At 56.0% G+C, this 23,450-nt stretch carries 18 protein-coding genes; 11 read left to right on the top strand and 7 right to left on the bottom strand.

Annotated elements, in window-relative coordinates; translation table 11 throughout:
- Positions 1-128: 128 nt before the first annotated feature.
- The 7 genes from ABI213_RS14045 to tssJ all read right to left on the bottom strand — a co-directional run bounded on the left by ABI213_RS14045 (position 129) and on the right by tssJ (position 8,408).
- Positions 129-1,031 carry a hypothetical protein gene (locus tag ABI213_RS14045; protein WP_348027572.1) on the bottom strand — a complete coding sequence of 301 codons (903 nt, stop codon included), beginning with the start codon at positions 1,029-1,031 and terminating at the stop codon, positions 129-131.
- A gap of 29 nt (positions 1,032-1,060) precedes the next feature.
- Positions 1,061-2,044, bottom strand: coding sequence for a hypothetical protein (locus ABI213_RS14050; protein WP_348027573.1), 984 nt, complete (start codon positions 2,042-2,044; stop codon positions 1,061-1,063).
- A gap of 73 nt (positions 2,045-2,117) precedes the next feature.
- Entirely contained in the window at positions 2,118-2,480 is a 363-nt protein-coding gene (locus tag ABI213_RS14055; protein WP_348027574.1) for a hypothetical protein, read from the bottom strand.
- Between the two features lie 68 nt (positions 2,481-2,548).
- Positions 2,549-5,563 (bottom strand): type VI secretion system Vgr family protein, encoded by a 3,015-nt coding sequence (locus tag ABI213_RS14060; RefSeq protein ID WP_348027575.1) that lies wholly within the window; start codon positions 5,561-5,563, stop codon positions 2,549-2,551.
- Between the two features lie 59 nt (positions 5,564-5,622).
- Positions 5,623-6,408: a type IVB secretion system protein IcmH/DotU gene (icmH, locus tag ABI213_RS14065; protein ID WP_348006447.1), complete on the bottom strand. Its 786-nt coding sequence runs from the start codon at positions 6,406-6,408 to the stop codon at positions 5,623-5,625.
- On the bottom strand, positions 6,405-7,751 hold the full coding sequence (tssK, locus tag ABI213_RS14070) for a type VI secretion system baseplate subunit TssK (RefSeq protein ID WP_348006446.1): 1,347 nt from the start codon (positions 7,749-7,751) through the stop codon (positions 6,405-6,407). The genes icmH and tssK overlap by 4 nt, the downstream gene beginning before the upstream one ends.
- Before the next feature lie 42 nt (positions 7,752-7,793).
- The gene (gene tssJ / locus ABI213_RS14075; protein ID WP_348006445.1) at positions 7,794-8,408 is read right to left on the bottom strand and encodes a type VI secretion system lipoprotein TssJ; all 615 of its coding nucleotides are present in this window, start codon (positions 8,406-8,408) and stop codon (positions 7,794-7,796) included.
- A gap of 516 nt (positions 8,409-8,924) precedes the next feature.
- On the opposite strand from tssJ, the gene ABI213_RS14080 reads away from it, so the two are divergent.
- The 11 genes from ABI213_RS14080 to ABI213_RS14130 all read left to right on the top strand — a co-directional run.
- On the top strand, positions 8,925-9,560 hold the full coding sequence (locus ABI213_RS14080; protein WP_348006444.1) for a hypothetical protein: 636 nt from the start codon (positions 8,925-8,927) through the stop codon (positions 9,558-9,560).
- A gap of 83 nt (positions 9,561-9,643) precedes the next feature.
- Complete coding sequence (gene tssB, locus ABI213_RS14085) at positions 9,644-10,144, top strand: type VI secretion system contractile sheath small subunit (RefSeq protein ID WP_348006443.1); 501 nt, start codon at positions 9,644-9,646, stop codon at positions 10,142-10,144.
- 12 nt (positions 10,145-10,156) lie between these two features.
- A complete protein-coding gene (tssC, locus tag ABI213_RS14090) occupies positions 10,157-11,644 on the top strand; it encodes a type VI secretion system contractile sheath large subunit (protein WP_348006442.1) in 1,488 nt (495 codons plus the stop codon).
- Positions 11,645-11,677: 33 nt separating this feature from the next.
- Positions 11,678-12,169, top strand: coding sequence for a type VI secretion system tube protein Hcp (locus tag ABI213_RS14095; protein WP_348006441.1), 492 nt, complete (start codon positions 11,678-11,680; stop codon positions 12,167-12,169).
- A gap of 66 nt (positions 12,170-12,235) precedes the next feature.
- A complete protein-coding gene (gene tssE / locus ABI213_RS14100; RefSeq protein ID WP_348006440.1) occupies positions 12,236-12,727 on the top strand; it encodes a type VI secretion system baseplate subunit TssE in 492 nt (163 codons plus the stop codon).
- Between the two features lies 1 nt (position 12,728).
- Complete coding sequence (gene tssF / locus ABI213_RS14105) at positions 12,729-14,573, top strand: type VI secretion system baseplate subunit TssF (RefSeq protein WP_348006439.1); 1,845 nt, start codon at positions 12,729-12,731, stop codon at positions 14,571-14,573.
- Positions 14,537-15,637 carry a type VI secretion system baseplate subunit TssG gene (gene tssG / locus ABI213_RS14110; RefSeq protein WP_348006438.1) on the top strand — a complete coding sequence of 367 codons (1,101 nt, stop codon included), beginning with the start codon at positions 14,537-14,539 and terminating at the stop codon, positions 15,635-15,637. The genes tssF and tssG overlap by 37 nt, the downstream gene beginning before the upstream one ends.
- 23 nt (positions 15,638-15,660) lie before the next feature.
- Complete coding sequence (gene tssH / locus ABI213_RS14115) at positions 15,661-18,381, top strand: type VI secretion system ATPase TssH (RefSeq protein ID WP_348006437.1); 2,721 nt, start codon at positions 15,661-15,663, stop codon at positions 18,379-18,381.
- 47 nt (positions 18,382-18,428) lie between these two features.
- On the top strand, positions 18,429-21,485 hold the full coding sequence (gene vgrG, locus ABI213_RS14120; protein ID WP_348006436.1) for a type VI secretion system tip protein VgrG: 3,057 nt from the start codon (positions 18,429-18,431) through the stop codon (positions 21,483-21,485).
- A 5-nt stretch (positions 21,486-21,490) separates the two neighbouring features.
- A complete protein-coding gene (locus ABI213_RS14125) occupies positions 21,491-22,441 on the top strand; it encodes a DUF4123 domain-containing protein (RefSeq protein ID WP_348027577.1) in 951 nt (316 codons plus the stop codon).
- Between the two features lie 58 nt (positions 22,442-22,499).
- A partial coding sequence (locus ABI213_RS14130; protein ID WP_348027579.1) for a T6SS effector BTH_I2691 family protein occupies positions 22,500-23,450 on the top strand: 951 nt, incomplete at its 3' end.

Consider the following 23,450-nt stretch of genomic DNA (forward strand, 5'->3'; position numbering starts at 1 on the left):
GGGTGAACTGGCTGCCCCAGTTGGGGCCGGCCAGGGCCTCGGCTACGCGCAATAACGGCACGTTTGCTATGAAATGAATAGCTGCTTGCGCAGATAGTATCTGCGGAAATGCTTGGTTTAGCTTAAATTTACTTAAGACTTGGCAGTGGCGTTTCTTCGTAGCTTTCGTTGATCTTGACACCTTTGGCGCGTAACTCGGCTTCCGTCTTAGCGCGGATAGGTGCGAGTTTGGCCAAAACTGCAGGCAATAACTCTTTCCATTGATCGCGTTTAAGCGGCTCTACAAATCCCCTGAAATACTCGGCCTCACTCTTGACGTTGAAGTTCAACAAATACGAACCTGGTTTGGTCGGGTCAGTCAAAGTTCTTTCACGGGTGAAGCTAACCGTCATGTAAAGGTGGTCGGCATAAAACATCCAGTCGGTGCGGCTTTCAATGCGCATCCACTCTTCAAGACTGGGTGTATAGAGTGGATCCAGGCCGATGGTGTCATCAACGCTAAAAAAATAGTCAAACCGCGCTTTGCCGCTGATGCGCGGGTCGCTACGGGAAACCATAGGCCGCCACCCCGCTTGCAAAATCCGTTGTAGAAGTGCGTAAGTTTTCAGACGAGCTTCGTCGTGAGGAATGAGGCCGGGGGATGAAACAGACATTCCTGCATAAATATCAATTTCAGAGAGTCCTTCACTGGCCAACTTGCCCAAGTCCTGCGTTGCGCTAGTACCCAACACATCCTCAATCTTGAACGAGTGCTTTCCGTGCTCAACGATCACAACTCCTCGGGGGCGTTGATCCCAATCGATTTTGTAAAAATCTACTCCCGCTGGCTGATGTTGCACCTTTACCAAGGCGGGGTAACGCTTAAGTAATTCTGGGCCAAGTTCACCGATATGGATGCTGACTTGTTGTGACATAGCAGGGGTTTCTTTCTTAATCTCGGTATTTGTACTGCTGGCCTGACCACAGGCCAGCAGTAAAAGCGATATACAGCCACAGAAGGCTGCGTTGGCAAGGCGTTTCAGGCAGCTCATGCTTATCACAATACATCCAGTTTTGGGGCTCACTTTTTATCAGGCATATCTACCCAGCCAGCCATAGTGCGGAGTTCGCCTTCCATGTAGGCAGCTTGTTTTTGCATGAGTTTATGAAAATCCTTGGCAGCCTCTCCAATCCATTTCATTCGGCTTTCGAAGTCCTCCAGTTTCGTATCATCCGGTGCAACGGACTTGAGCTCCGACTTATCGATTGAGCATGCACTAGAAAATACCAGCTCCAGCTTGGGTGACATGGAATGGATGAGCGGCCATCGCTGTACACCGATCCACCGAGAAAAACCAGGATCAGCGTAAATCAGTGGTTGCAAAATTACGCCTTGCTCATGGTCGGCAATAGCAAGTAGATGCTTGAGCTGTAGCGGAGGACGCTTTGTTGTATCCGACTGCCCTTCAATCTGCTTCACCAATGCAAACCCTTGTTTAATTTCCTTGGATACTTTCAAATTATTTATCTTAGGCAAGGCTTCCGCCTTCCAGGGTAATTTGTTCATCTGTGCCAGCACGGGTTTGGCATATTGGGTTGCGTCGCGGCTATCTAGGCAGGTTTCAAAGGTACTGCTGTACTTGGCGTAGTAGTAGTGCCAGCCGCTGATGTCCTGGAAGAGCCAGAAGTTGCCCTTGCCCAAGCCATCTAGCGTTTTACGCGATAGCAGAGTGGCCTGCACTTGCACCTGCCAGGCGGCAATGGTGCAGGCTACCGTTTTGCTGGCAAAAGCACCCAGCGCCATCCAGTAAAAGCGGCCTTTTTTGGCCAGATCACTGCCATCTTCCTGTTCCAAATAGAACCGGGCGTAGGTAGCAGCAATGCGTCTAGCTCGCACCTCATAGTCTTCGATCAGTTTGGACTTGAAATCTCCGGTTGCCGTACTCAGGCGTAAATAGCCAAATTGCTGGGCAAATGACCACATGGTGTTGCAGTCGCAATGGACATCCACACAAGAGTTGGGCGTAGTGTTTGTCATTGCTTCAACGGTAGTCGGATCAGCCATGCAAGGGTTCCAATGATGGGTTTAACGGTGGCGGATTATTCATACGATCTAACAAAATTCTTTTGAAAATCTATTAATTTACCTCCTTCTGAATACATAAAAAATCAAGAAGCCGGTTTACGTTTTGGACATTTAAACCCTGCCAAAAGTTTATTAACCAAAAAGCAGTAATAGAAAAAAATCCTACAAGTGAGCACGCTATAAAAAACTCTGGGCGTATGTAGGTATAACCTTCAAGCATCAATGCAGTTGCAATGCCAATTGCAACGCCTCCACTTGCATAAGCAAGGTACGCACGAATAGAAAAATGGTTGAGCAGAAGGAATAGTGGAGCACCAATGGCCAGAGTGATTGGGTACGTAAATATTGCGGCAGTAGCGGCTAGGAGCAGAGCGTTTTCAATCTGCATTGGCTCCATATATAAAGATTCAATCAATAAAACTGTGGGAAATAGTGCTGGAGCCAATAGAAACGCCAGGATAACTCTGTGTTTTATACAGAAATTCATTTCCCCTCCAGCTCATGCCAACGCAGTTCAAATTTCAGCTTGTCACTAGCACTGGTAGAGACCCGAGTCGACTTGCCATCGGCCTCGCTGTGCGCCCGCTCTTTACCGTCAGCGCCCTTAATCGTATGTGGCACGGCGGCCAAGGGTTCACCATTCGGGTCGCGCAACACAAACTGTTCATCAAACAACTTCACCCGCGAATCCGGCAGTTTTTCCATCTCAGCCGCATTCCTCCCCGGCCCGCCAAACGGATGGCTCCCCCCCTTAACCAGAAACGTGCCCGGACAGGTAAAGGTGATGTTGCCCCCCTCCAGCACCACACTGCTCTGCCCCGCCTGCAGCGTGATCTTGCCTTTGGCCTGGATCAGGATGCTGTCGTTCACGCTGAGCACCGTGATGGCTTGGTCCGACAGTATCTCCAAGGCTGCGGTATGTGCCTGCACCGATACCGGGCCGTTCGCCGCATAGGCTTGGATACCCCCCGCATGGCTGAACAGGCTGCTGGCCTGGCCGGACACCAGGGCCACCGTGTGGGCGGCAGCCCAGTGGCTGTCGCCTTGCGTCGTCCACTGTAGCTGCGCTCCGGCAAACACTGCCGTGCTGGCCGGGGTGGCCCAGTGGATGCTGGCCGGGCCTTCCAGCAGCACCAGCGGGGTGGCAAAGCGTTCTACGGGTTGGGCGGCATCCAGTGTTCGGCTACCGGGGCTGGCCTTGAGGGCTTCTTGCCCGTTGACACTGCCTGGGTGTTTACCCAACTGCTGCGGGTCGATGGCGGCGTTCAGGTCGATGTGGGCTTGCTGGGCGGGGCTGCTGTTGCCTGCGGTTTGGTGCGTGGCGGCATCCATCAGCGCTTGGGTCAACTGCTGGGCGGCGTGGAGCTGGGCCACGCTGTGTGCGGCATCCATCTGGGTGGAGGTGACGCTATGGGCACCACTGCTCCCCTGGCCGGCACGGGCATGCGTGGACAACAACACGCCTTCGCCCCCGCGCAGCACGCCCCAGGCATCCGTGCGCAGCTCAAAGCCGCTGCCGCGGTAGCTGCCCCGCTGGGCCGAGGTAGGGGCCTGGGCCACCAGGTAGCCCAGGTTGAGCTGGCTGGCTGCAGTGCTACTGGCCAGGCGCATGCGCAGCTGGGCGCTGGAGTCGTCTACCACCCATTGGTTGTATCCATCCCCATCCAGCCCCTGGCTGTGTAAACCGGAGACCACCCCGGCGTGGTTGACGCCCGAGTCCACCCCGGCGGAGAAGGGCGGCAGGTCGGCGCCGTTGTAGAGCTGGCCCACCACCAGGGGGCGGTCCATATCGCCCTCGATGAAGTTCACCAGTACCTCAGACCCGATACGGGGGGTGAACTGGCTGCCCCAGTTGGGGCCGGCCAGGGCCTCGGCTACACGGACCCAGGTGCCGCTAGCGTCATTGCCAGGAGCATTGCCTGGATCTGCGGGGCCTGCGGAGTCCGGTGACCCGCTGTCATGCAGTCCACCCGCCACCGGGGTCTGCCCGCGTTGCCAAGGGAACTGGATCTTGATGCGGTGGTCGCGCTCTGTGGTGATGCTGCTGTCACCATTACCCGTCAAGCCCACCACCAGGGCGGTTTGTGGCCCCAGAGCGGTGGGGGCGCGGCGTTGTGCCGTGGCCCGGGGCACGATGGGCACCGACTGGCGCACCGCACTGAAGCGGTTGCGGTAGGTGCCCGGCGCTAGGTTGTCCAGGTTGGCCAGAGCATCCTGGTCGGTCAGACTCTGATTACTATCAAATGTAGAGCTGCTTGCGCTGGTGGCATATGCGCTGGAGGCTGTTTTTATACTTAAAACATCCAGCATCCCCGCTTGCAGGTTATTGACCGCTGCATGTTCGATGCGGAGCACGGTAAATGCGTTCTGCGTGCCGTCTTCTGCATAGCTGTCGTGCTGGGTCAGTGTGAAGCTGTGGCCTGCGGCGAGTTGGCGCACGGCACCTGTGCCTTGGAAGGTCTGGCGGCCCAACTCCAGGGCTTGCAGTTGCAGGCGTACATGGGTGCTGGCCTGCGCGGCATCGGCCAGGTGGCGCTCACCGCTGCCGTCAAATATCTCCAGGGTCGGCAAGGCGGCGGCGCTGTCGCTGGATGGGGACGTGGTGAGGGGACGAGATGCCTCTTGGGCGGACAGGGCCAGCAGTTGGGTCGGGTCCCAGCTGGCGCGGGTGACGGCGTTGGGCTGCAGCCGACGCTGGGCACGCCAGTCGGTGATGGCGTCCGTACTCTCCGTGGCGCGGACCCGGTGAAAGCGGATGCTGTCGTAGCCGCCGGGCATGGTGGGGGCCTGTGCTGCGGCATCGAAGATGACCATCTGGTGGTGGGCGCGCAGGCTGCTTGGGCTGTTGCTGGTGTTGCTGGTGTTGTTTCCTGGGCTTCCAGGGCTTGCAGGGTGGTCCGGGCCATCCTGGTCATGGACAAAACGCCAGCTCAGGCCTTCAGACGCCAGCAAACGGGTCAGAAAGTCCAGGTCGCTCTCGCGGTACTGGGTGCAGATGGGGCGCTGCTGCAGGCTTTGGGTGGTGTCCCACTGGAAGTTGGCTTGCGGGTAGTCGCCCAAGAGCTGGGTGATGGTTTGCTGCGCGGTCTGGTCCTGGAAGATGAAGCTGTCGCGGCGCTCGCGCAGGAAGGCCAGAAAGGGCTCCAGGCGCAGGCGGTAGCGGGTTGTGCCGCCGTCTGAGCCTAGCCAGTGGGCTTGGGTGCAGTAGCCGTGCCAGGTGCGCTGGCTGCCATCGGCCTGCAGCAAGCGCAGGGACAGTTCTCCACCGATGAAGCTTTGCAAGTCCAGGTGCGTGGAAACCGACAAAGCATCGATATCAAAGCAAAACAGGGCATTGACCGCCTCAAACCCGGTGAAGCGTTCCACCACCAAGGTCTGGGGCAGCTCTGCATCCTGGCCTTGGGTCTGGGCGCTTTGCAGCGTGATCAGCCGTGCGTGCTGGGACAGGCCGGGGCCGAAAGGGTTGAAGCTGGCTACACCTGGGGGCGTGAACTGCATGATTGTGTATGGATGGGACGGCATGCTTCGAGCGGCCAAGCCGCCCAAAACCATGAAACTCAGGGCAGGGTGATGGTCAAATTGGCCGCGCGCGGTGCCAGCCGCACGATGTCGCTGTAGCCGTTGATGCTGGCTTGGGTGGAGTTTTGTAGCATCCAGTTCAAAACCCCATACCCCGACAAGGCAATCAAGCCAAATAAGGCACCAATAACCCAAAGAGGGACATCGCTGCGCAAGCGGTTGGCGATGCTGTCGGGGCGTGCCCAATGCGGGGCAAAACCTGCGCTTTTGCCTTTCATGTGGGCGATTTCGTCACCGAGTCGGGCCGTGAGGTAATGGAGTTTTTCCACGCCTTCCAACACATATTTACCTTCAAAACCGAGCAGTAGGCACATATGGAATACCTCCAGCGCCTGCAGATGCGCGCTGCCCTTTGCGCGCAGGGTTTCCAACTGGTTAAAGAAGTTTTCACCGGCCAACTGGTCACCAAACAGGACCAACTGCAGTGGCCGCCGCTCCCAGGCATCGCGGATGGAGAACTGCGAACGCAGGATGGTTTCATCTACGCAAGCGCAAAACGCGTACTTGGCCGCGTGCACGTCCTCGGCTGAGACACTAAGCTTCTTGGCATTGCGGTCTACGTCGCCAAGAAACTTTTGCATCTTGGCGGAGAACACCACTTCGTCGAGCGGCGCACTGCGGTTTTTGAGCAGAAAGAGGGCATAAAAGCCGTCATACATCAAGTCCATCAGCGAATGTGCAGTGACCGGTGCCTCAGCGGTAAATGGCGCTGCCGCAGGGGTTGGGCCCAGCAGGGATGGGGCAGTGGAAACAGGTGTGTTCATGCAGTAACTGCCAGTAATTCAAGTTTGAGGTCGCGCATGCCGGAGGGTACGTAGATGCTGATGGATTGGGCTTGCAGCATGCGTTCGAACATGGCACCTTTGTTTTCAATCGCAAAGTAGTAGGTGTCGGGGCGCACCGGTACTGCGGCGGGTACTTGAGGCGAGTAAATGAGCTTGACACCGGGCATGGCGGCCAAAACAAATTTTTCCACGTCCTCGGGTGCCCCGGTTTTGAAGCGCAGTGGCACCACGTCAATCAGTTCCACCCCAGGCATGTCGGCGCTTACAGCCAAATAGAAAGCGGTTTTTTCATCGATCTTGCCGGAGTCGAGCGTGCCATAGTGGTACGACGGTTTGACCTCCGACAAGGCAATGGCGAAGTAACGCGACGAAATAACCGTGTCCAGCAGCTCTCGGATGATGGTGTCGATCTGGCTGAAGCCGGGGCCAGGGTCTTGGTGGTTGTACGCTGGTAAATCGCTTAAAGCATAGTTTTTGGAGAACGTCATCAAAGAGCCCGTCAAAGACAGCAGCTGTTCGAACAAGCGTTCTGGGTGCAACTGCGGATGGTGTAGGTAATGGGTCAGGTTGGCATAAGCGGTGCTTGCGGTGTGTAGCAACCAGAAAGACGATATATCGCCCGACCGGAATTCAACGACATTTTTGCTGGGTTCGCGATGGTGGCCATACAGCGCATTGACCTTGGCTTGCAGTGCATCCATCAGGCGGCGCAGCCTCAAGAATATAAACGGGGCACTGCTGATGGACAGGCTGGGGGGCACGAAACTAGGGTCGATTTCATATCCGTCGGTGGATGCCCTGCGCAAACGCACCAATGGCATGCACAGCAAGGAGTCACGTGGCTCAAATTCGGATACGAGCCGTACGGACTTTTGTAGAAAAGTGAGCTCTGCTTTGGCCGCCTCTGTGAACAGATCCGGGGTTTCTCGGTTGGCTTGCGTGTAGCGTGTGGATTGTTTGTTGTGGGTACTTGCCGAAAAGTTACCGCCAAAGTCTTTCAGCGTCGGCAGCGCTAGATAGTAGGTAGTGGTCTGCTGCGCCAGTGGTAGATCGGACAAAGAAATGGCATCCGGCAGCTCATCTTCGTCGGGTGCTTTGTAGATTTCGCCATCCTGGAAAATCAGGGACAACTCAAGAAAACGCAGGGTGTTATTCAGCAGCGCATCTCTGTCGATCTGTATCTTGTGGATACCCCATGCGTAAGGGTGTAGTGCCGCCGCTGTTTGGTGGAGCCGACTTTCGTGGTAATGGTCTTGTCGCTGGAAATGTTGCGGGCGCAAGAACAGGCCCTCACCCCATAGGACTTTGCTGGTTTGATTCACTTCACGGATCTCGCGGTTACCGTTGATTGATAAAAAGTGCCGTCAAGGACAACGCACGGACGACAACAACTGATTGGCCGTAGTGGGGTCGCCTGAAGTCGTCGTGCCGGTACCCACGGACATAACGCATGCGTGCATCCCGACCACAATTCCTGATTTCTCAGCGGACGCTGCCGGAAAGGCAACGCGCCAGCGTGCAGGAGCGGGATTGCGAAAAAGAGCCACCACCCCTATAAAGCCAGCTTCATAGCTTACTTTTTCTGCCACTTCATAGTGTTGTCCCGGTACCAAGGTTACTTCCTTGACCTCCAGCAGGTCCGTTCCAAGCGCTTCTTTCTCTTTCTGTGGGTTCAAAAACGTATCGTAAGGTGCTTGCAGAAATGCGGTGCTTTGCTTTAGTTTGTATACCTTGGTTACCAGTGCGAGAGGGCGGCCTGACGCATCTAAGTTGAGGGTTTCGCTTGCGTGCAGCTTGATCGACACCGTGCGGGGGACCTTCATTGCATCTGGAACCTCGGGTGCATCAGGCTTTTTCAAGCCGCTGGCTTCTAAGGCAGTGGTTGCAATGGAACCAATGATGGACACTGCGGATGATGCTGCGCAGCCAGATATCGCCCCAACTGCCAAGCAGCATAAGACGCTCAGAAGTAACTTCATGTTCAATATGGTTTCCCGGTTACACCTAGCCTAGATACCGCATACCACCGCCGGTACTTGATTTGACAGCCTTCACCTGTTTGTGCTCTTGCACAGGGGCGGTGACGGGCCCTTTGGCTGGCGTTTAAGACGGTACATCTCAGCAAATAATTATGTATGAGCTGTACAGTCATCCGACTTGACACCGGTTTTCATCGCTGCCAACGCCACTCAAAAGTGCGCACAACGGGGCACGCGCCTATGCGAAAACTGGCTTGAATATCCTTATATTTTGATGTGGGACTTTTACCCGTGACACATTGGTGCCTCACTGCGGCATGCTACACGGTGCCACCTGTAAATGTAAGTAAGTATATGATTTTGTTTAAATTTTCCTGAATTCTCCTGAATTTTTCCTCAAAATTGATGACATGAATTCGAATCGTCAGATTGGAGAGATTAAATGCGCTAGCATCGTCCAACTCAGCTTAAATGTTCACGCTGAGTTGGTTGTTTCTGCAATAGGAGTGTTTCAAAGTGTTTGTTGAAAAATGTAAATGGGTGTCGCTTTCTCTGCTTGTAGGGCTATTGGGCGCGTGTGCGGCTCCTGCCAAAGTGGTAGAGCCTGAGGCTGCCAAGGTCACCTTGGAGAGCAGTCTTGCGGAGGCAAATTCTGCCCAGGCGGCAGGCCAGACGGATCAAGCGGTAATCTTACTCAAGGGCGCAACAAACAAATTTCCTACAGACAAGACACCTTGGTTGCGCATTGCTCAAATTAAATTTGATAGTGCCAATTACGGTGAAGCTATCACCAATGCGCTGGAAGCTTTGCAGAGGGATCCCACAGACAAAATTGCCAACAGTATCGTGACCGTAAGCGGACTGCGTTTGGCTACCAAATCACTGTCTGACTTGCGCACACAAAATGCCTTGTCCGGAACTGTGAAGAATGAAGCCCAGGATTTAGCGAAAATATTGCGTGAAAATCTGGGTGAGACTGTACTTGTACCTGCACCTGCGGCTACGCAAAATAAACTGCGTGCTCCCGTGACGGCGGGGAAAGCTCCCATTATTTCCGCGAAACCTGTGCGTGGCGCACCCGCGCCAATCGGTGGCAAGTCGGGTGCAGATGAAGACGCTGGAAAATCGAATCCATTCGGTGGCCTGAAGTAAGTGCCAGTGAAATTCCAGTGCATTATTTTTAGCGCTGATTAATTTTTATATTTTCTAAATTTTTCGTTCTCTGTGGAGTGATCATGGCAAAAAGTGAAAGCATTCAGAAAAAACTTCAAAAAGTACGCCCGCCCCGTGTGCAAATGACGTACGACGTAGAAATTGGTGACGCTATTGAGAAAAAAGAGTTGGCATTTGTCACCGGTGTGGTAGGCGACTTCAGTGGAAAATCTGAAATTCCACAAGTGAAATTGAAAGATCGTAAATTTGTCAATATTGATCCAGATAATTTTGACGAAGTAATGAAGGGACTTGAACCCAGAGTTGCCTACCGCGTTAAAAATGAATTGAGTGACAAAGGTGGAGAGTTTGGCGTTGATCTGAAATTCAAGTCAATGGAGGATTTTCGGCCTGAGTCAGTCGTGCAGCAGGTTGAACCACTCAAGAAGTTACTGGAAGCCAGAACCAAATTGGCAGACTTGCGCAATAAGCTGGCCGGAAGCGAAAAGCTGGAAGATATTCTGAACGAAGTATTAAATAATACGGAAAAGATGGCGGCCTTGAGTCAGAGTAATTTGAAATAAGCGGAGTTAAATATGTCTTTACAAAATGCCGCGCCCGAATCTCAGGCATTGCCTGCAGTAGAGGGTGGCTTGCTTGACCAAATCGTTGAGCAAAGCAAGGTGGCCAAATCTTCAGCTGAACATGCGCGCGCCAAAGATATTATCTCGGAGTTGGTGGCGCAAGTCATGGACGGCACGGTCATAGTTTCTGAAAATATGTCTGCAACCTTGGATGCACGTATTGCAGAAATTGATCGGTTGATTTCAAATCAAGTTAGCCAGATCATGCACGCCCCAGAGTTTCAAAAGCTAGAGGGCAGTTGGACTGGCTTGAATTATTTGGTTAAAAATTCGACAACCAGCCAAAACATTAAGATCAAGGTACTTAATGCAACAAAGAAAGAGTTGGTAAAAGATTTTAATTCTGCACTTGAATTCGATCAAAGTGCTATTTTCAAGAAGGTCTATGAGGAAGAGTTTGGGACCTTTGGTGGCGCTCCATTTGGTGCCCTGATTGGCGATTTCGAAATCACCCGTCAGCCCGAAGACATGTACTTTATAGAGCAAATGTCGCGCATTGCAGCGGCTGCCCATGCCCCTTTTATTTCTGCGGCATCGCCTGAACTCTTTGGCTTGGAAACTTATAGTGATCTAGGCAAACCCCGTGATTTGTCCAAAATATTCGACACAGTTGAGTATGCCAAATGGAAGTCGTTCCGTGAATCTGAAGATTCACGCTATGTGGGGCTTACATTGCCACGCTTCCTGGGACGCTTACCGTTTAACCCCAAAGACGGTGCCACGGTCGAGGGGTTTAATTTTGTAGAGGACGTGGACGGCACGGACCACGGAAAATATCTTTGGTGCAATGCAGCATATGCCTTTGGCACCAAATTGACCAAAGCTTTCGAAGACTTTGGCTGGTGTGCTGCCATCCGCGGTGTGGAGGGTGGTGGTCTGGTAGAGGATCTGCCAACGCACACGTTTAAAACGGATGAAGGTGAAGTCGCCCTTAAATGTCCAACCGAAATTGCTATTACCGACAGGCGTGAAAAAGAGCTAAGCGATTTGGGATTTATTTCTCTGGTCCACTGCAAAAACACAGATTACGCTGCATTCTTTGGTGCCCAGTCGGCACAGAAGGCGAAAAGCTATAACACTGATTCGGCTAACGCCAATGCGGTGTTGTCATCGCAGCTTCAGTATATTTTTGCAGTGTCGCGGATTGCGCACTACATGAAATCGATGATGCGCGACAAGATTGGGAGCTTTGCAGCGGCATCCAATGTTGAAGATTTTCTGAATCGTTGGATTGCACAATATGTACTGCTGGATGATAACGCCAGTCAAGAAGCCAAAGCGCAGTTCCCTTTGCGTGAAGCATCTGTGCAAGTGTCTGAAGTTCCTGGTAGGCCTGGAGTGTATAGGGCCGTTTCTTTCTTGCGTCCGCATTTTCAATTGGATGAGTTGTCGGTATCTCTTCGCTTGGTCGCTGAATTGCCGCAGTCGTCCAATTCCTAACCATAGTGGTTTAATTTAACTGAAAGGTAAGTTATGGCAATTGATGTTTATTTGCAAATTGATGGTATCAAGGGTGAGTCTACCGATGAAACCCATAAAGATTGGATTGAATGCCAATCTGTTCAGTTTGAAGTGCTGCAGCCTAAATCTGCCACAGCATCCACCGGTGGGGGTCATACCGCTGAACGGTGTGAGCACAAGGATATTGTGCTGACTAAGTTGGCTGATTTGTCTACACCATTGTTGCTGCAAAATTGCTCTTCTGGTAAGACCATCTCCAAGGCTAAATTTGAATTTATGCGCGCGGATGGCAAAGGCGATCGCGTTAAATATTTCGAAATTGAAATTGAAAACCTTATCATCAGCGATGTGGCTCCATCTGTAATGGCTGGTGGCATTTTGACCGATACTGTGGGTCTGACCTACTCGAAGGTAAAGTGGACCTATACCCAGCAGAAGATTTCTGGTGGTGCCGGTGGTAACACATCCGGTAACTGGGACTTGTCTAAAAACAAAGTTTCTTAATTTTCGTAAAATAAAAGTAACCGTAAGTTATTCTGCGGTTACTTTTTTATATTTGGATACTTTTTGATGAAAGGCTTTACTCCCGGTTTGATGGATAAGCTTATGGACGACAAGTTCCAGGCAACATCGCAAAGTGTAGTTAAGCGCCTGTCCATCGAAGAAATCAAGGATACGGTTGCGCGTGATCTGGAGTCATTGTTGAATACCCGTGCGGTTATTCCAGACGAGGTGATGCAAAAGTATCCCGAATGCAGTAATTCAATCATTACGTATGGGTTGAATGATTTTGCCGGTATGAGTTTGGCCAGTACAGACGACCGTGCCGCTATTTGCCGCAGCTTGGAGCGTTCTATTACCAGGCATGAGCCAAGATTGCGAAATGTGAAAGCTTCACTTGAGCTACAGGTGAACTCGATAAATCGTTTGAGTTTTTCTATTACGGCTCTTTTGGTGGTTAACGCAGCACAAGAGCCGGTCAATTTTGATGCAGTGTTGCAACCTTCGTCTTTGCAGTACTCCATTAGCAAAGCCCCGCATACCGCACGTATAGGGGTTTAAGTTGCAAGAACTGCTTCCATACTACGAGCGTGAACTGGGATTTTTACGGCGCTACTCTCGCGAGTTCTCCGACCGTTACCCGAAGATTGCTGGCAGTTTGTTAATGGCTGGCGAGGTATGCGAAGACCCGCATATCGAACGCATGATCCAGTCATTTGCGTTGTTGAGTGCGCGCGTGTCGAAGCGTATTGACGACGATTACCCTGAATTTACCGAAGCACTACTGGACGTGTTGTATCCGCATTATTTGCGGCCCTTTCCGTCGTGTTCCATTGCCCGGATGGACTATGCTGCCAGCGCAGCGCAACTGACCACCGCGTCCAGTATTCCCCGTGGTACCGAGTTGTCTACCCGTCCTGTAAAAGGTGTTGCTTGCCAGTTCCGCACGGCTTATGACGTTACGGTCGCCCCGGTTCGGTTTGCCCATGTGCAATTTGATCCGATTATTTCCGCGCCTGAATCAGTAAAGCTGCCCCCTAACGTCACATCCAAAATCAGCATTGGGATCGAGACCACCTCCGAACAGGTCGGAATTGCGCAGTTGGGCGTGGCCAAACTACGGGTCTTTTTGGATGGTGAACCTTCATTTTGTGCGGCTCTGCGCGACGCGTTGTTTACGCGGGTGGTGCAGGCTTATGTGGAGATTCCGCGCACCGGCCAATGGATCGCTCTAAACGCCTTGCCGCTGGCTGAGGTCGGGTTTGCTGAGGAAGATGCGCTGATTGATTTTCCTGCTCGTTCGCATCCTGCATATCGGCTCTTAACCGAGTATTTTTCATTCCCTGAAAAGTTCAATTTTTTGGATTTGGACCTAGCCAGCATGGGCACGTTGCTGCCTTACAGCTGCAAGGGTTTTACTTTGCATTTGACGCTGAGCGGCTTGCAGTCGAATTCCAATATTGCTCGCATGTTGGGAGCCCTCTCGGTCCAGAACATGCTGCTGGGCTGCACGCCCGTGATCAATCTTTTCAAGCAGCGGGGCGACCCCATCCGCCTAACGCATGCAGGAGCAAGTTATCCGGTGGTGGCCGATTCTCGCCATGCTTTTGCCTACGAGGTGTACACCATTGATGCGGTGAAGCTGGTGCGGCAAACGCCGCAGGGCGAGTCGATCACCGAGTTTCGGCCTTTTTATTCGCTGCGCCACGGGCAGACGCAAAGCAAGGCCGGGCATTACTGGATGATGCGGCGCGACGAAATGGTCGCGCTCAAAAGCCCAGGGTATGAGGCCGAAATTTCGATTGTGGACATTGACTTTGATCCTGCCGCCATCGAAACCGACACGCTCAGCCTGGAACTCACCTGTACCAACCGGGACTTACCCGCCTCATTGACATACGGTTTGCCGGGCGGTGATTTGTTTCTGGTGGGCGGTACCTTGGTGCGTAGCATTGGATTTTTACGCAAGCCCACACATCCGGCACGCTTCGAACGGGGGCGAGGTGCCCATTGGCGGCTGATCTCCCACCTGTCGCTGAACCATCTATCGCTGGAAAAAGGTGGACTGGAAGCATTCCAGGAGATGTTGACCTTGTACGACCTGCAGCGCTCTCCGACATCGCAGCGGCAGATTAGTGCGGTTTTTTCCATTGAGCATCGCGCCGCCACAGCCTGGTTGCCAGGCAATCCGTTTGCCAGCTTAGTGCGTGGCGTGGAGGTTCGGTTGGTGGTGGACGAGGAAGGATTTGTGGGCAGTGGGCTGCATGTTTTTGCCAGCGTAATTGAGCGCTTTTTGGGGCTCTATGTGCACATCAATAGCTTTACGCAGCTCGTCATCGCTTCCAAAAGAACAGGGGAGGAGTTGCTGCGATGCCGACCACGAAGCGGAGATTTGACCCTAGCGTAATCCAGCAGTTATTGGACGCACCCTACCGTTTCCAGTTTTTTCAAGCGGTTCGGCTCATCGAGATGTGGCTCAAGCGCAATGGCGTTGCGGATGGACAGGCGCTGACGGGGCATATACGTTTCGCCAACCGGGTTTCTTTGGGCTACCCCGCCAGCGAACTGGAAGCGCTGGGCGCAACCCCTGAGCAGGTGGATCGCAGCGTGGAAGGCCTGCAACAAGCCATCAAAGAAGGTTTACTAGCCCATATCCATATTACGCCGACCTTCATGGGTTTTCTGGGCGGCAACGGAGCCTTGCCCAGCCACTACACCGAGCGTATTGCAGCGTACCAGTTGGCGGAGAGGGATAAGGATGAGCGTGAGGGGCCGAGGGCCTTTTTGGATACGTTCTCGAACCGGGCACTGGCGTTGTTCTACCAAGCATGGTGCAAGTACCGCGTGGAGCTGCAGTACGAGGCCGGCAACAAAGATCGTTTTTTGCCCTTGTTGTTGTCCTTGGCCGGCGTGGGACATGGTTCGCTGCACGACCGCCTGTTCCAGGGCGACGCAGGGGTGCAGGATGCGTCTCTCGGTTACTTCGCGGCCGCACTGCGCCAGCGCCCTGCTTCTGCCGCGCTGCTGCAACGGGTGTTGACCGACTATTTCATGGTTCCGTTGACGGTCGAGCAGTTCGTCGGCTGCTGGTACAAGGTGCCATTGGCGCACCAGACCAAGCTCGGCTCTACCAACGCGACCTTGGGCACGGCGGCCATGGTGGGCGAACGTGTATGGCAACGCGACCTGCGCGTGCGCTTGCGGTTTGGCCCACTGGCACGGTCGGATTTTGAGCTGTTTTTGCCCGGTGCAAAGGCCGCCAAGGCCTTGGCGAAAATGCTCACCATGTTTACCGGCGTGTGCTTGGGGTATGAAGTGCAAGTAGTACTGCGGGCGCAGGACGTGGCCGGTGCCAGCTTGGGCTCTGGGCGCGGTGGTGGGCGGCTGGGTTGGGACATGTTTTTGGCGACCCAACCAGAAGCAAACGACCGCGGCGACGTCTGCTATGAAGTTCACACATTGTCAGAATAATTGCTTATACGGAAACGTAAGACATGGATATCAACCTCAAAACGCTTATCAGTAAACTTAACGACACCAGCCGTACCGCTACAGAGCGTGCGGCCAGCATCTGCATGGGGCGTGGACAGTACGAGGTGGATTTAGAGCATCTGTTCCTGGCTTTGCTGGAGCAGCCGCAAAGCGACTTTGTGCTGATTGCCCGCCGCAGCGGCATCGGCATAGAGAGTTTGCAGACCGACCTGGAGGCAGAAATCTCCCGCTTCAAGACCGGCAACACACGTACACCCGTGCTGTCGCAGCACCTGCCCACCTTGTTTGAACACGCCTGGTTGATTGCCTCGCTGGACAATCAGAGCGGGCGCATCCGCAGTAGCCATCTTTTGCTGGCCCTGCTGACGCAGCCGGACTTGGCTCAGCTGGCTTACCGCGGCTCCAAGCTGTTCGTTAAATTTAAGCTAGACGCGCTCAAGCACGACTTAGCCAAAATCACCGAAGGCTCCCAAGAAAGCGCCGCGGCCACCAGCCAGAATGCAACGGGTACGGCAGAACTCGGCGCCGATCCGGTTGGCGATATGGCGGTCTTAGGCGCCAGCAAGACCCCGGCGCTAGACCAGTACACCACTAACCTCACGCAGCGCGCCCGCGACGGCAAGGTAGACCCGGTGATTGGCCGCGACACCGAGATCCGGCAGGCCGTGGACATTTTGCTGCGCCGCCGCCAGAACAACCCCATCCTGACCGGTGAGGCCGGTGTCGGTAAAACTGCAGTAGTGGAAGGCCTAGCCTTGCGCATTTCTCAGAACGATGTGCCGGAAGTCTTGCAGGGCGTGGAAATCCATACCTTGGACATGGGCCTGCTGCAGGCCGGTGCCAGCGTCAAGGGCGAGTTTGAAAACCGCCTCAAAAACGTCATCGACGAAGTCAAAAAAAGCCCGCACGCCATCATCCTGTTCATCGACGAAGCCCACACCATGATCGGTGCCGGTGGCCAGGCTGGTCAAAACGACGCCGCCAACCTGCTCAAACCCGCGCTGGCGCGCGGTGAGCTGCGCACCATCGCCGCCACCACCTGGAGCGAATACAAAAAGTACTTTGAGAAAGATGCCGCGCTGGCAAGGCGCTTCCAGGTCATAAAGGTCGAAGAACCCAGCGAAGAACTTGCCTGCGCCATGCTGCGCGGCATGGCCGCTGTGATGGAGGCGCACTTCAACGTACGCATCTATGACGAAGCCATCACCGAAGCGGTGCGCCTATCGCACCGCTACATCAGTGGGCGCCAACTTCCCGACAAAGCCATCAGCGTGCTGGACACCGCCTGCGCCAAAGTGGCCCTGGGCCAAAACGCCATGCCCGCGTTGCTCGAAAACATCCGCAAGCACCTCGACCGCATGCAAGCAGAAATCGCCAGCCTGCAGCGCGAGCAAGCCAGCGGCGGCCTGCACCAGGCCCGCCTCAAAGAACTAACGACCCAGCGCGATGCAGCCAACGCAGAGCTGGTGCTGCAAACCGCCCGTTGGGATACCGAGCGCGCACTCACCCAGAAAATCAAGTTAGCCCGCCTGGCGCTGGAGACTTCGGCAACGTCCACGGCCCCCTCCGACGAGCCCGCTGCCGCCAAAGTGGCCAAGAAGTCCGCTACAGCCAAAGCCACCCCTACGAGTCCGGCCTTGGTCGAGCTGCAAACCCTGCTCGCCGAACTCAAAGTCCACCAAGGCGAAACCCCTCTGGTCCCCGTGCAGGTAGACGGCCACGTCGTTGCAGAAATCGTCGCCAGCTGGACGGGTATTCCCCTGGGCAAGATGGTCAAGGATGAAATCAAAACCGTGCTGAACTTGGCCCCGCTGTTGCAGGAGCGCGTGCTGGGCCAGCCCCACGCCATCGAGGCCGTTGCCCAGCGCGTACGCACCTCGCGCGCCAACCTGGACGACCCGCATAAACCCAAGGGCGTGTTCCTGTTCGTCGGCCCCAGCGGCATCGGCAAAACCGAGACCGCGCTGGCGCTGGCCGATGTTTTGTACGGTGGTGAGAAAAAGCTCATCACTATCAACATGAGCGAGTACCAAGAAGCCCACAGCGTCAGTGGCCTCAAAGGCTCGCCCCCCGGCTATGTGGGCTATGGCGAAGGCGGTGTACTGACCGAAGCCGTGCGGCGCAACCCCTACAGCGTGGTGCTGCTCGACGAGGTCGAAAAAGCCCACCCGGACGTACTCGAACTCTTCTTCCAGGTGTTCGACAAGGGTGTGATGGACGATGCCGAAGGCCGCGAGATCGACTTCAAAAATACCATCATCATCCTCACCAGCAACGTCGCCTCCAGCCAGATGATGCAAGCCTGCCTGAACAAAACCGCAGACGAACTCCCTGGCGTGCAAGAGCTTGAAGCCTTGATCCGCCCGCAGCTGATGAAAGCCTTCAAACCCGCCTTCCTGGGCCGCCTCAAAGTCATCCCTTACTACCCGATAGCCGACGACGTGCTGGCGCAGATCATCACCCTCAAGCTCGGCCGCATCCAAAAGCGCATCGCCACCAACCACAAAGCCAGCTTCGTCTTCGACGACGCGCTGGTCGAAGCCGTGCTGGCCCGCTGCACCGAGGTGGACTCCGGTGCGCGCAACGTAGACAACATCTTGAACGGCACCCTGCTACCCGAGATCGCCGAGAGCGTGCTCGCCAAAATGGCGGCAGGCAGCAGCATTGGCAAAATCAAAGTCTCGGCCAACAAAGCCGGGGAGTTCAAATACACCCTGCAATGACCTCCCCCAATGTCCGCCCGCAATAACATCCGCCAAGCCCGCCTGCCATGAGCGCCACTGACCTGTTCGACTCCACCCCGCTCGGCAGCCTGAGTGCACTCCTCGGGCCGGGCTGGAGCCAGAATGCGCGCCTGCTGCGCCTGCACACCCCGCTGGGCCCCGACGTGCTGTTGGCCGAGCGACTGCAAGCCGTGGAAGAGCTCTTTCCCGGCCCGCAAGGCTGGAGCGGCAAGGATGCTGGCGGCCAAGCCATGCCCGTCTGCGCCACCCAGCTGCGCCTGAGCTGCCTGAGCCTGGATGCCCAGATCGACCTGGACCAACTGATCGGCCAACCCGTGTTGCTGCAACTGCAGACCGATGTCGACGGCAGCGACGGCCAACCCGGGCTACGTCCCCTGCACGGCCATGTAACCCACGCCGAGCTGGCGGGCGCCAACGGCGGCCTGGCCCGCTACCACCTCACCATCGAACCCTGGCTGGCCTTCCTGGCCTACCGGCGCGACAGCGCCCTCTACCAAGACATGGCCGTCCCCGACATCCTGGCCAGCATCTTTGGTGACTACCAAGGACAAGGCACCCTCAACCCCCAGTGGCGCCTAGACCTGCAAGACCCGGCCATCTACCGCCCGCGCAGCCTCACCACCCAATACCAGGAAAGCGACCTGGCCTTCATCAGCCGCCTGATGGCCGAAGAAGGCCTGTTCGCCTGGATCGAACACCAAGGCGACCCTGACAGCCCCAGCCTGGGCGCCCACACCCTGGTCATCGCCGACCACAACCAGGCCTTCGCCCCCAACCCCCGCGCCGAGGTGGACTTCACCCAGCCGGGTGCCACCATGGCGCGCGACAGCATCGACCGCTGGCGCAGCCAAAGACGCTGGCACACCCAGGCCGTGGAGATCAGCAGCTGGGACTACCGCGGCACCCACACCCGCCCCATCTCCGCGCACAGCAGCGCCACCACGGCCACGACCGCACCGGCACAAAACGCCCTCCTGCTCAGCCGCGACCACCCAGGCCTGTACGCCTACGAGACCCCCGCCCAAGGCCAGCGCATCGCCGAATGCCAGCTCCAAGCCCTGCAGGCGCGCAACAAAACCTTCACCGGTGCCGGCACCGTGCGCAGCTTCGGCCCCGCCAGCCGCTTCACCCTGCACGGCCACGCCGAGCACGACCAAGGCAGCAATGAAGAAGAGCGCCAATTCATCCTGCTGCGCGTAGTCCACCAGGCCCAGAACAACCTGGGTGCCGCACTCCAGGCCGCAGCCCTGCAAAGCCTGGGCAGCGCCCTGGACATGGGTGATGCAGTAGGATCAGAATTTAGTATAAAAATGGCAGCTAGCGCAGATGGGACCAGCGCTAGCAGCTATAAAAAAAGTAGTAAAGTAGAAAGCCAAGCTGGCCGTACCCCAGACCCCGCCAGCCACGCCGAGCTACCCCTGTACCGCAACCGCTTCGAGGCCATCCGCGCCAGCATCCCCTACCGCGCCGCCAGCACCGACGGCCACGGCCTGCGCCTGCACCCTAAACCCACCGTCTGGGACCAGCAAAGCGCCATCGTCGTCGGCCCCGAAGGAGCCGTCATCCACACCGACCGCGACCACCGCATCCAAGTCCAGTTCCACTGGCAGCGGGGTAGCCAAAGCCACAGCCGCCTGGAGCACCCCAGCGATGCCAGTAACCCTACAGGCCACAGCGGTGCCCCCGCCAACGCCCACAGCGGCACCTGGGTCCGCTTGGGCGCCAGCCTGGCCCCCAGCGCGGGCGCCAACTGGGGCAGCGTGGCCATCCCCCGCATCGGCCAGGAAGTGCTGATCGACTTCATAGAAGGCGACATCGACCGCCCCATCGCCACCGCCTGCGTCTACAACGGCATCGGCCAACGCAACGCCGCCCACAATAGCCAAGCCCAAGGCGCAGGAGTTGCCACCGGCAACGCCCCCGCTTGGTTCCCGGGTGAGCAGGGCGACACCCACACAGGTACCGACACAGAAAACAACACCGGCCACCCTACCGGCAATGCCCACCCCGCCGTCCTGTCCGGCATCAAAACCCAAGCCCTGTCTGCTAGCCAAACCGGCGCAGGCGGCTACAACCAACTGGTGTTGGACGATACCCCTGGCCAAAGCAGAACCAGCCTGCAACACCACGCCAAAGCCCACCAAGGCACAGCCGAACTCAACCTGGGCCAGCTACGCCACCAAAGCGACAACCAGCGCCTAGCCCCCGCAGGCTTCGGTGCCGAGCTTAAAACCGAACACAGCGCCGCTACCCGCGCAGGCAGCGGCCTGCTACTCAGCACCGACGCACGGGCCCATGCCAGCCGCACGCAAATGGACAGCGCAGAAGCCACCAGCCAAGCCCGGAGCAGCCTGCAGCTGCAAACCCAACTGGCCGACACCGCGCAAAAGCACAACGCCAAAATCAAAGCACAAGGCAAGGACGAGCCCGAACCCGGCAAGCTCCCGGCCCTGGCGCAACAGCAGCACAACGTGGATGTGCTGCAAGCCAGCGACAACAATGCAACCGCCTACAGCGACCCCTTGCTGCAACTCAGCAGCCCGGCAGGCATTGCAGCCACCACCCCCGAGTCGGCCATCTTCAGCGCCGGCAGCACCAGCAGCCTCAGCGCAGGGCAAGACCTCAACCTGGCCGCCCAGGGCAACCACCACCAACTCGTCAAGTCCGGCATCAGTCTGTTCACCTATGGAAAAACCAGCGTTGGCAGCAGCAAACCCAACACCGAGACCGGCATCCAACTCCACGCCGCCAGCGGTAAGCTCAGCAGCCAAAGCCAGAGCGGGCAGACCCGCATCACGGCGGACAAGACGGTGACGTTTGCCAGCGTGACGGGTGGTATCCAGATAGCCGCCCAAACCCACATCCTGCTGACAGCGGGGGGCGCGGGGTTGCGCATTGAAGGGGGCAACATCACCATCCAGGGGCCGGGGACGATGGCGTTTAAGGGGAGTGCTGTGGAGTTGGCCGGGCCGGGGACGGCGAGTGCCTCGTTGGCTTTGCCGAAGGCGGGCGAAATTAAAGGCTGTGCTAAAGCGCTTTCCGATGCAGCCTCAGAACAGTCGGCAACCGTCAACCTTGGATGATTAGCATGAAGGAAACCGTCGCACCAAACGCTCGCCCATCTTTGGATGCTATATGCGAATCGCTGCACACGGAAATGGCGAAAAAACCTGGCGTGGCGCTGTGGTTGGCTGTAGATGGCGGATTCCAAGACCTACCCGATACCTTGTCCGCCTTACAAGATAAGGCCGTGCCTGACCGTTTTTCCGTAACCCTCTTGCATCCTGATATTCCACGCCACTGGCAGCCAACCTGGTATGCCTTACATCTGGAGCGTCCTTCCGACAGCGATTTGTTACGCGCCAGTGTCGAACTGGCATTGGCCGAACTGCAATCCGATACCTTGCGGGCGGGCGATGGGCGGCGCATTGCAGGTTGGCTGCAAATCGCCGGCTCAGTTGGGGAGGTGGCTGCACGCATAGGTCGGGCCATGGTGCAAATGCACCCTGATGGGCATGGCAGCCTGTTGAGGTGGCATGACCCAGCTGTTTTGTGGGCACTGTGGCCTTTGTTGGATAGCACCCAGCAAGCAACATGGCTTGGGTCTGTGCAATGCTGGTACTTGTTGGATCCACTGGGGTGTCTAGCCGCACTGCACGCGGACAAAGACTCGAACACGGATGTAGTTTCAGAGGTCGGCGTGCACGCTTTTAGCGCTCACCAGTGGACCAATATAGGCCACATTAAAGCCTTCAATCACGGCTTGCGCCAATATCTGAGTCAACCAGAAGTTGGCCGCCCAGATCTAGCGCAGTTGCATGAGGTATGTATGGCGGCACTGCGCCGTGCAAGAGCTTTAAATTTCCATGACCCAGGTGACCTGGCCGTTTTTGCTGAACATGCTTTGTGCGTACATCCGTACTTCGATATCCATCCATTGGTACAGGCCGTGTTGAAGGAGCGTGACACTGATGCCTACTACAGCGGTGTCGTTGCGCAGCTATCAGTTACCGATTGGCAAGTAGTGCATGCCTCTTAAAAAATACGATGAACCCCGCTTAGAAACTGACAACATTGCAGATTGAGGGAAAAGTAAGATGAGTAAGCTTTGTGATGACTGCAAGGCCAGCGGCCTACCCATCATGCCGGTGCGCTATACCGTTGTACCTAGCTCCGTGAGTCCTTCTTTACCCGGATGGGCCAGCGGCGCACGGGTGACAGATATACCGCTTGGCAGCGACTTTGCATATGCCTTACGCACGTTACGGGCGGGGTTTGTGTACCTGTTTTATGCCAGCCATGCCCGTGGCGTCAATTTGTGGGAGGTGTATGCCGTTACTCTGGATGGCATGCTGGTCAAGCAACCGAATAGTGCGATGGCCAAACCCGTTCCAAGCATGGCGTGTACGACCCAAGGACACAGTAATGCCCGCCTTCACCATCTAGTGATCGAGCGGCCAGAAAAATGCGGCCCCACCTGGATCGCGTTTAGCGAAAGCGCATGGAGCGACGAGACGATCAAGGAATACACCAGCAACTCCAAACTGCGCAATGCACGGATGCAAACCATCCATCCGGCACAAATGGCCAAAGGCACCAAACATAGCCACGGAGCCATCGCCACGGAAGAGGCTTTGGGCCAAGTATTGGAGTACGGAGCGCAGTTCTCCGTCGCGCAGTTGCCCGATAACGGCACCGTTTCCGCATTCAGTAAAGAGGACGGTAGTTTCAGCGCGACGCAGTTGGCCAAAATGAGCACGCGCTATCCATGGAGCCTTCGAAAGGATGCCGCGAAGGATGCCATCCGCTTTATGCAAGAACGCGGCAAGAAGGCCGATGGCACTCAAAACGCACCCCATGTGCTGGCACTGTGGGATGCCGTGGGCATCACACACGAGCTCAATGGTTGGCGCAACGATGCCGCCGGTTGGCTCAAGCTCTATAGCGATGAGCGTGAACTGCAAATCACAGCACTGAATGCAATTGATGGCGTAAAAAAAGCGCTAGAGCGCAAGGTAAATGACGGCTGGGACCAAATGGCAGCCAAC

Source organism: Rhodoferax sp., assembly GCF_039922535.1.
In the GTDB taxonomy this organism is placed as follows: domain Bacteria; phylum Pseudomonadota; class Gammaproteobacteria; order Burkholderiales; family Burkholderiaceae_C; genus Rhodoferax_B.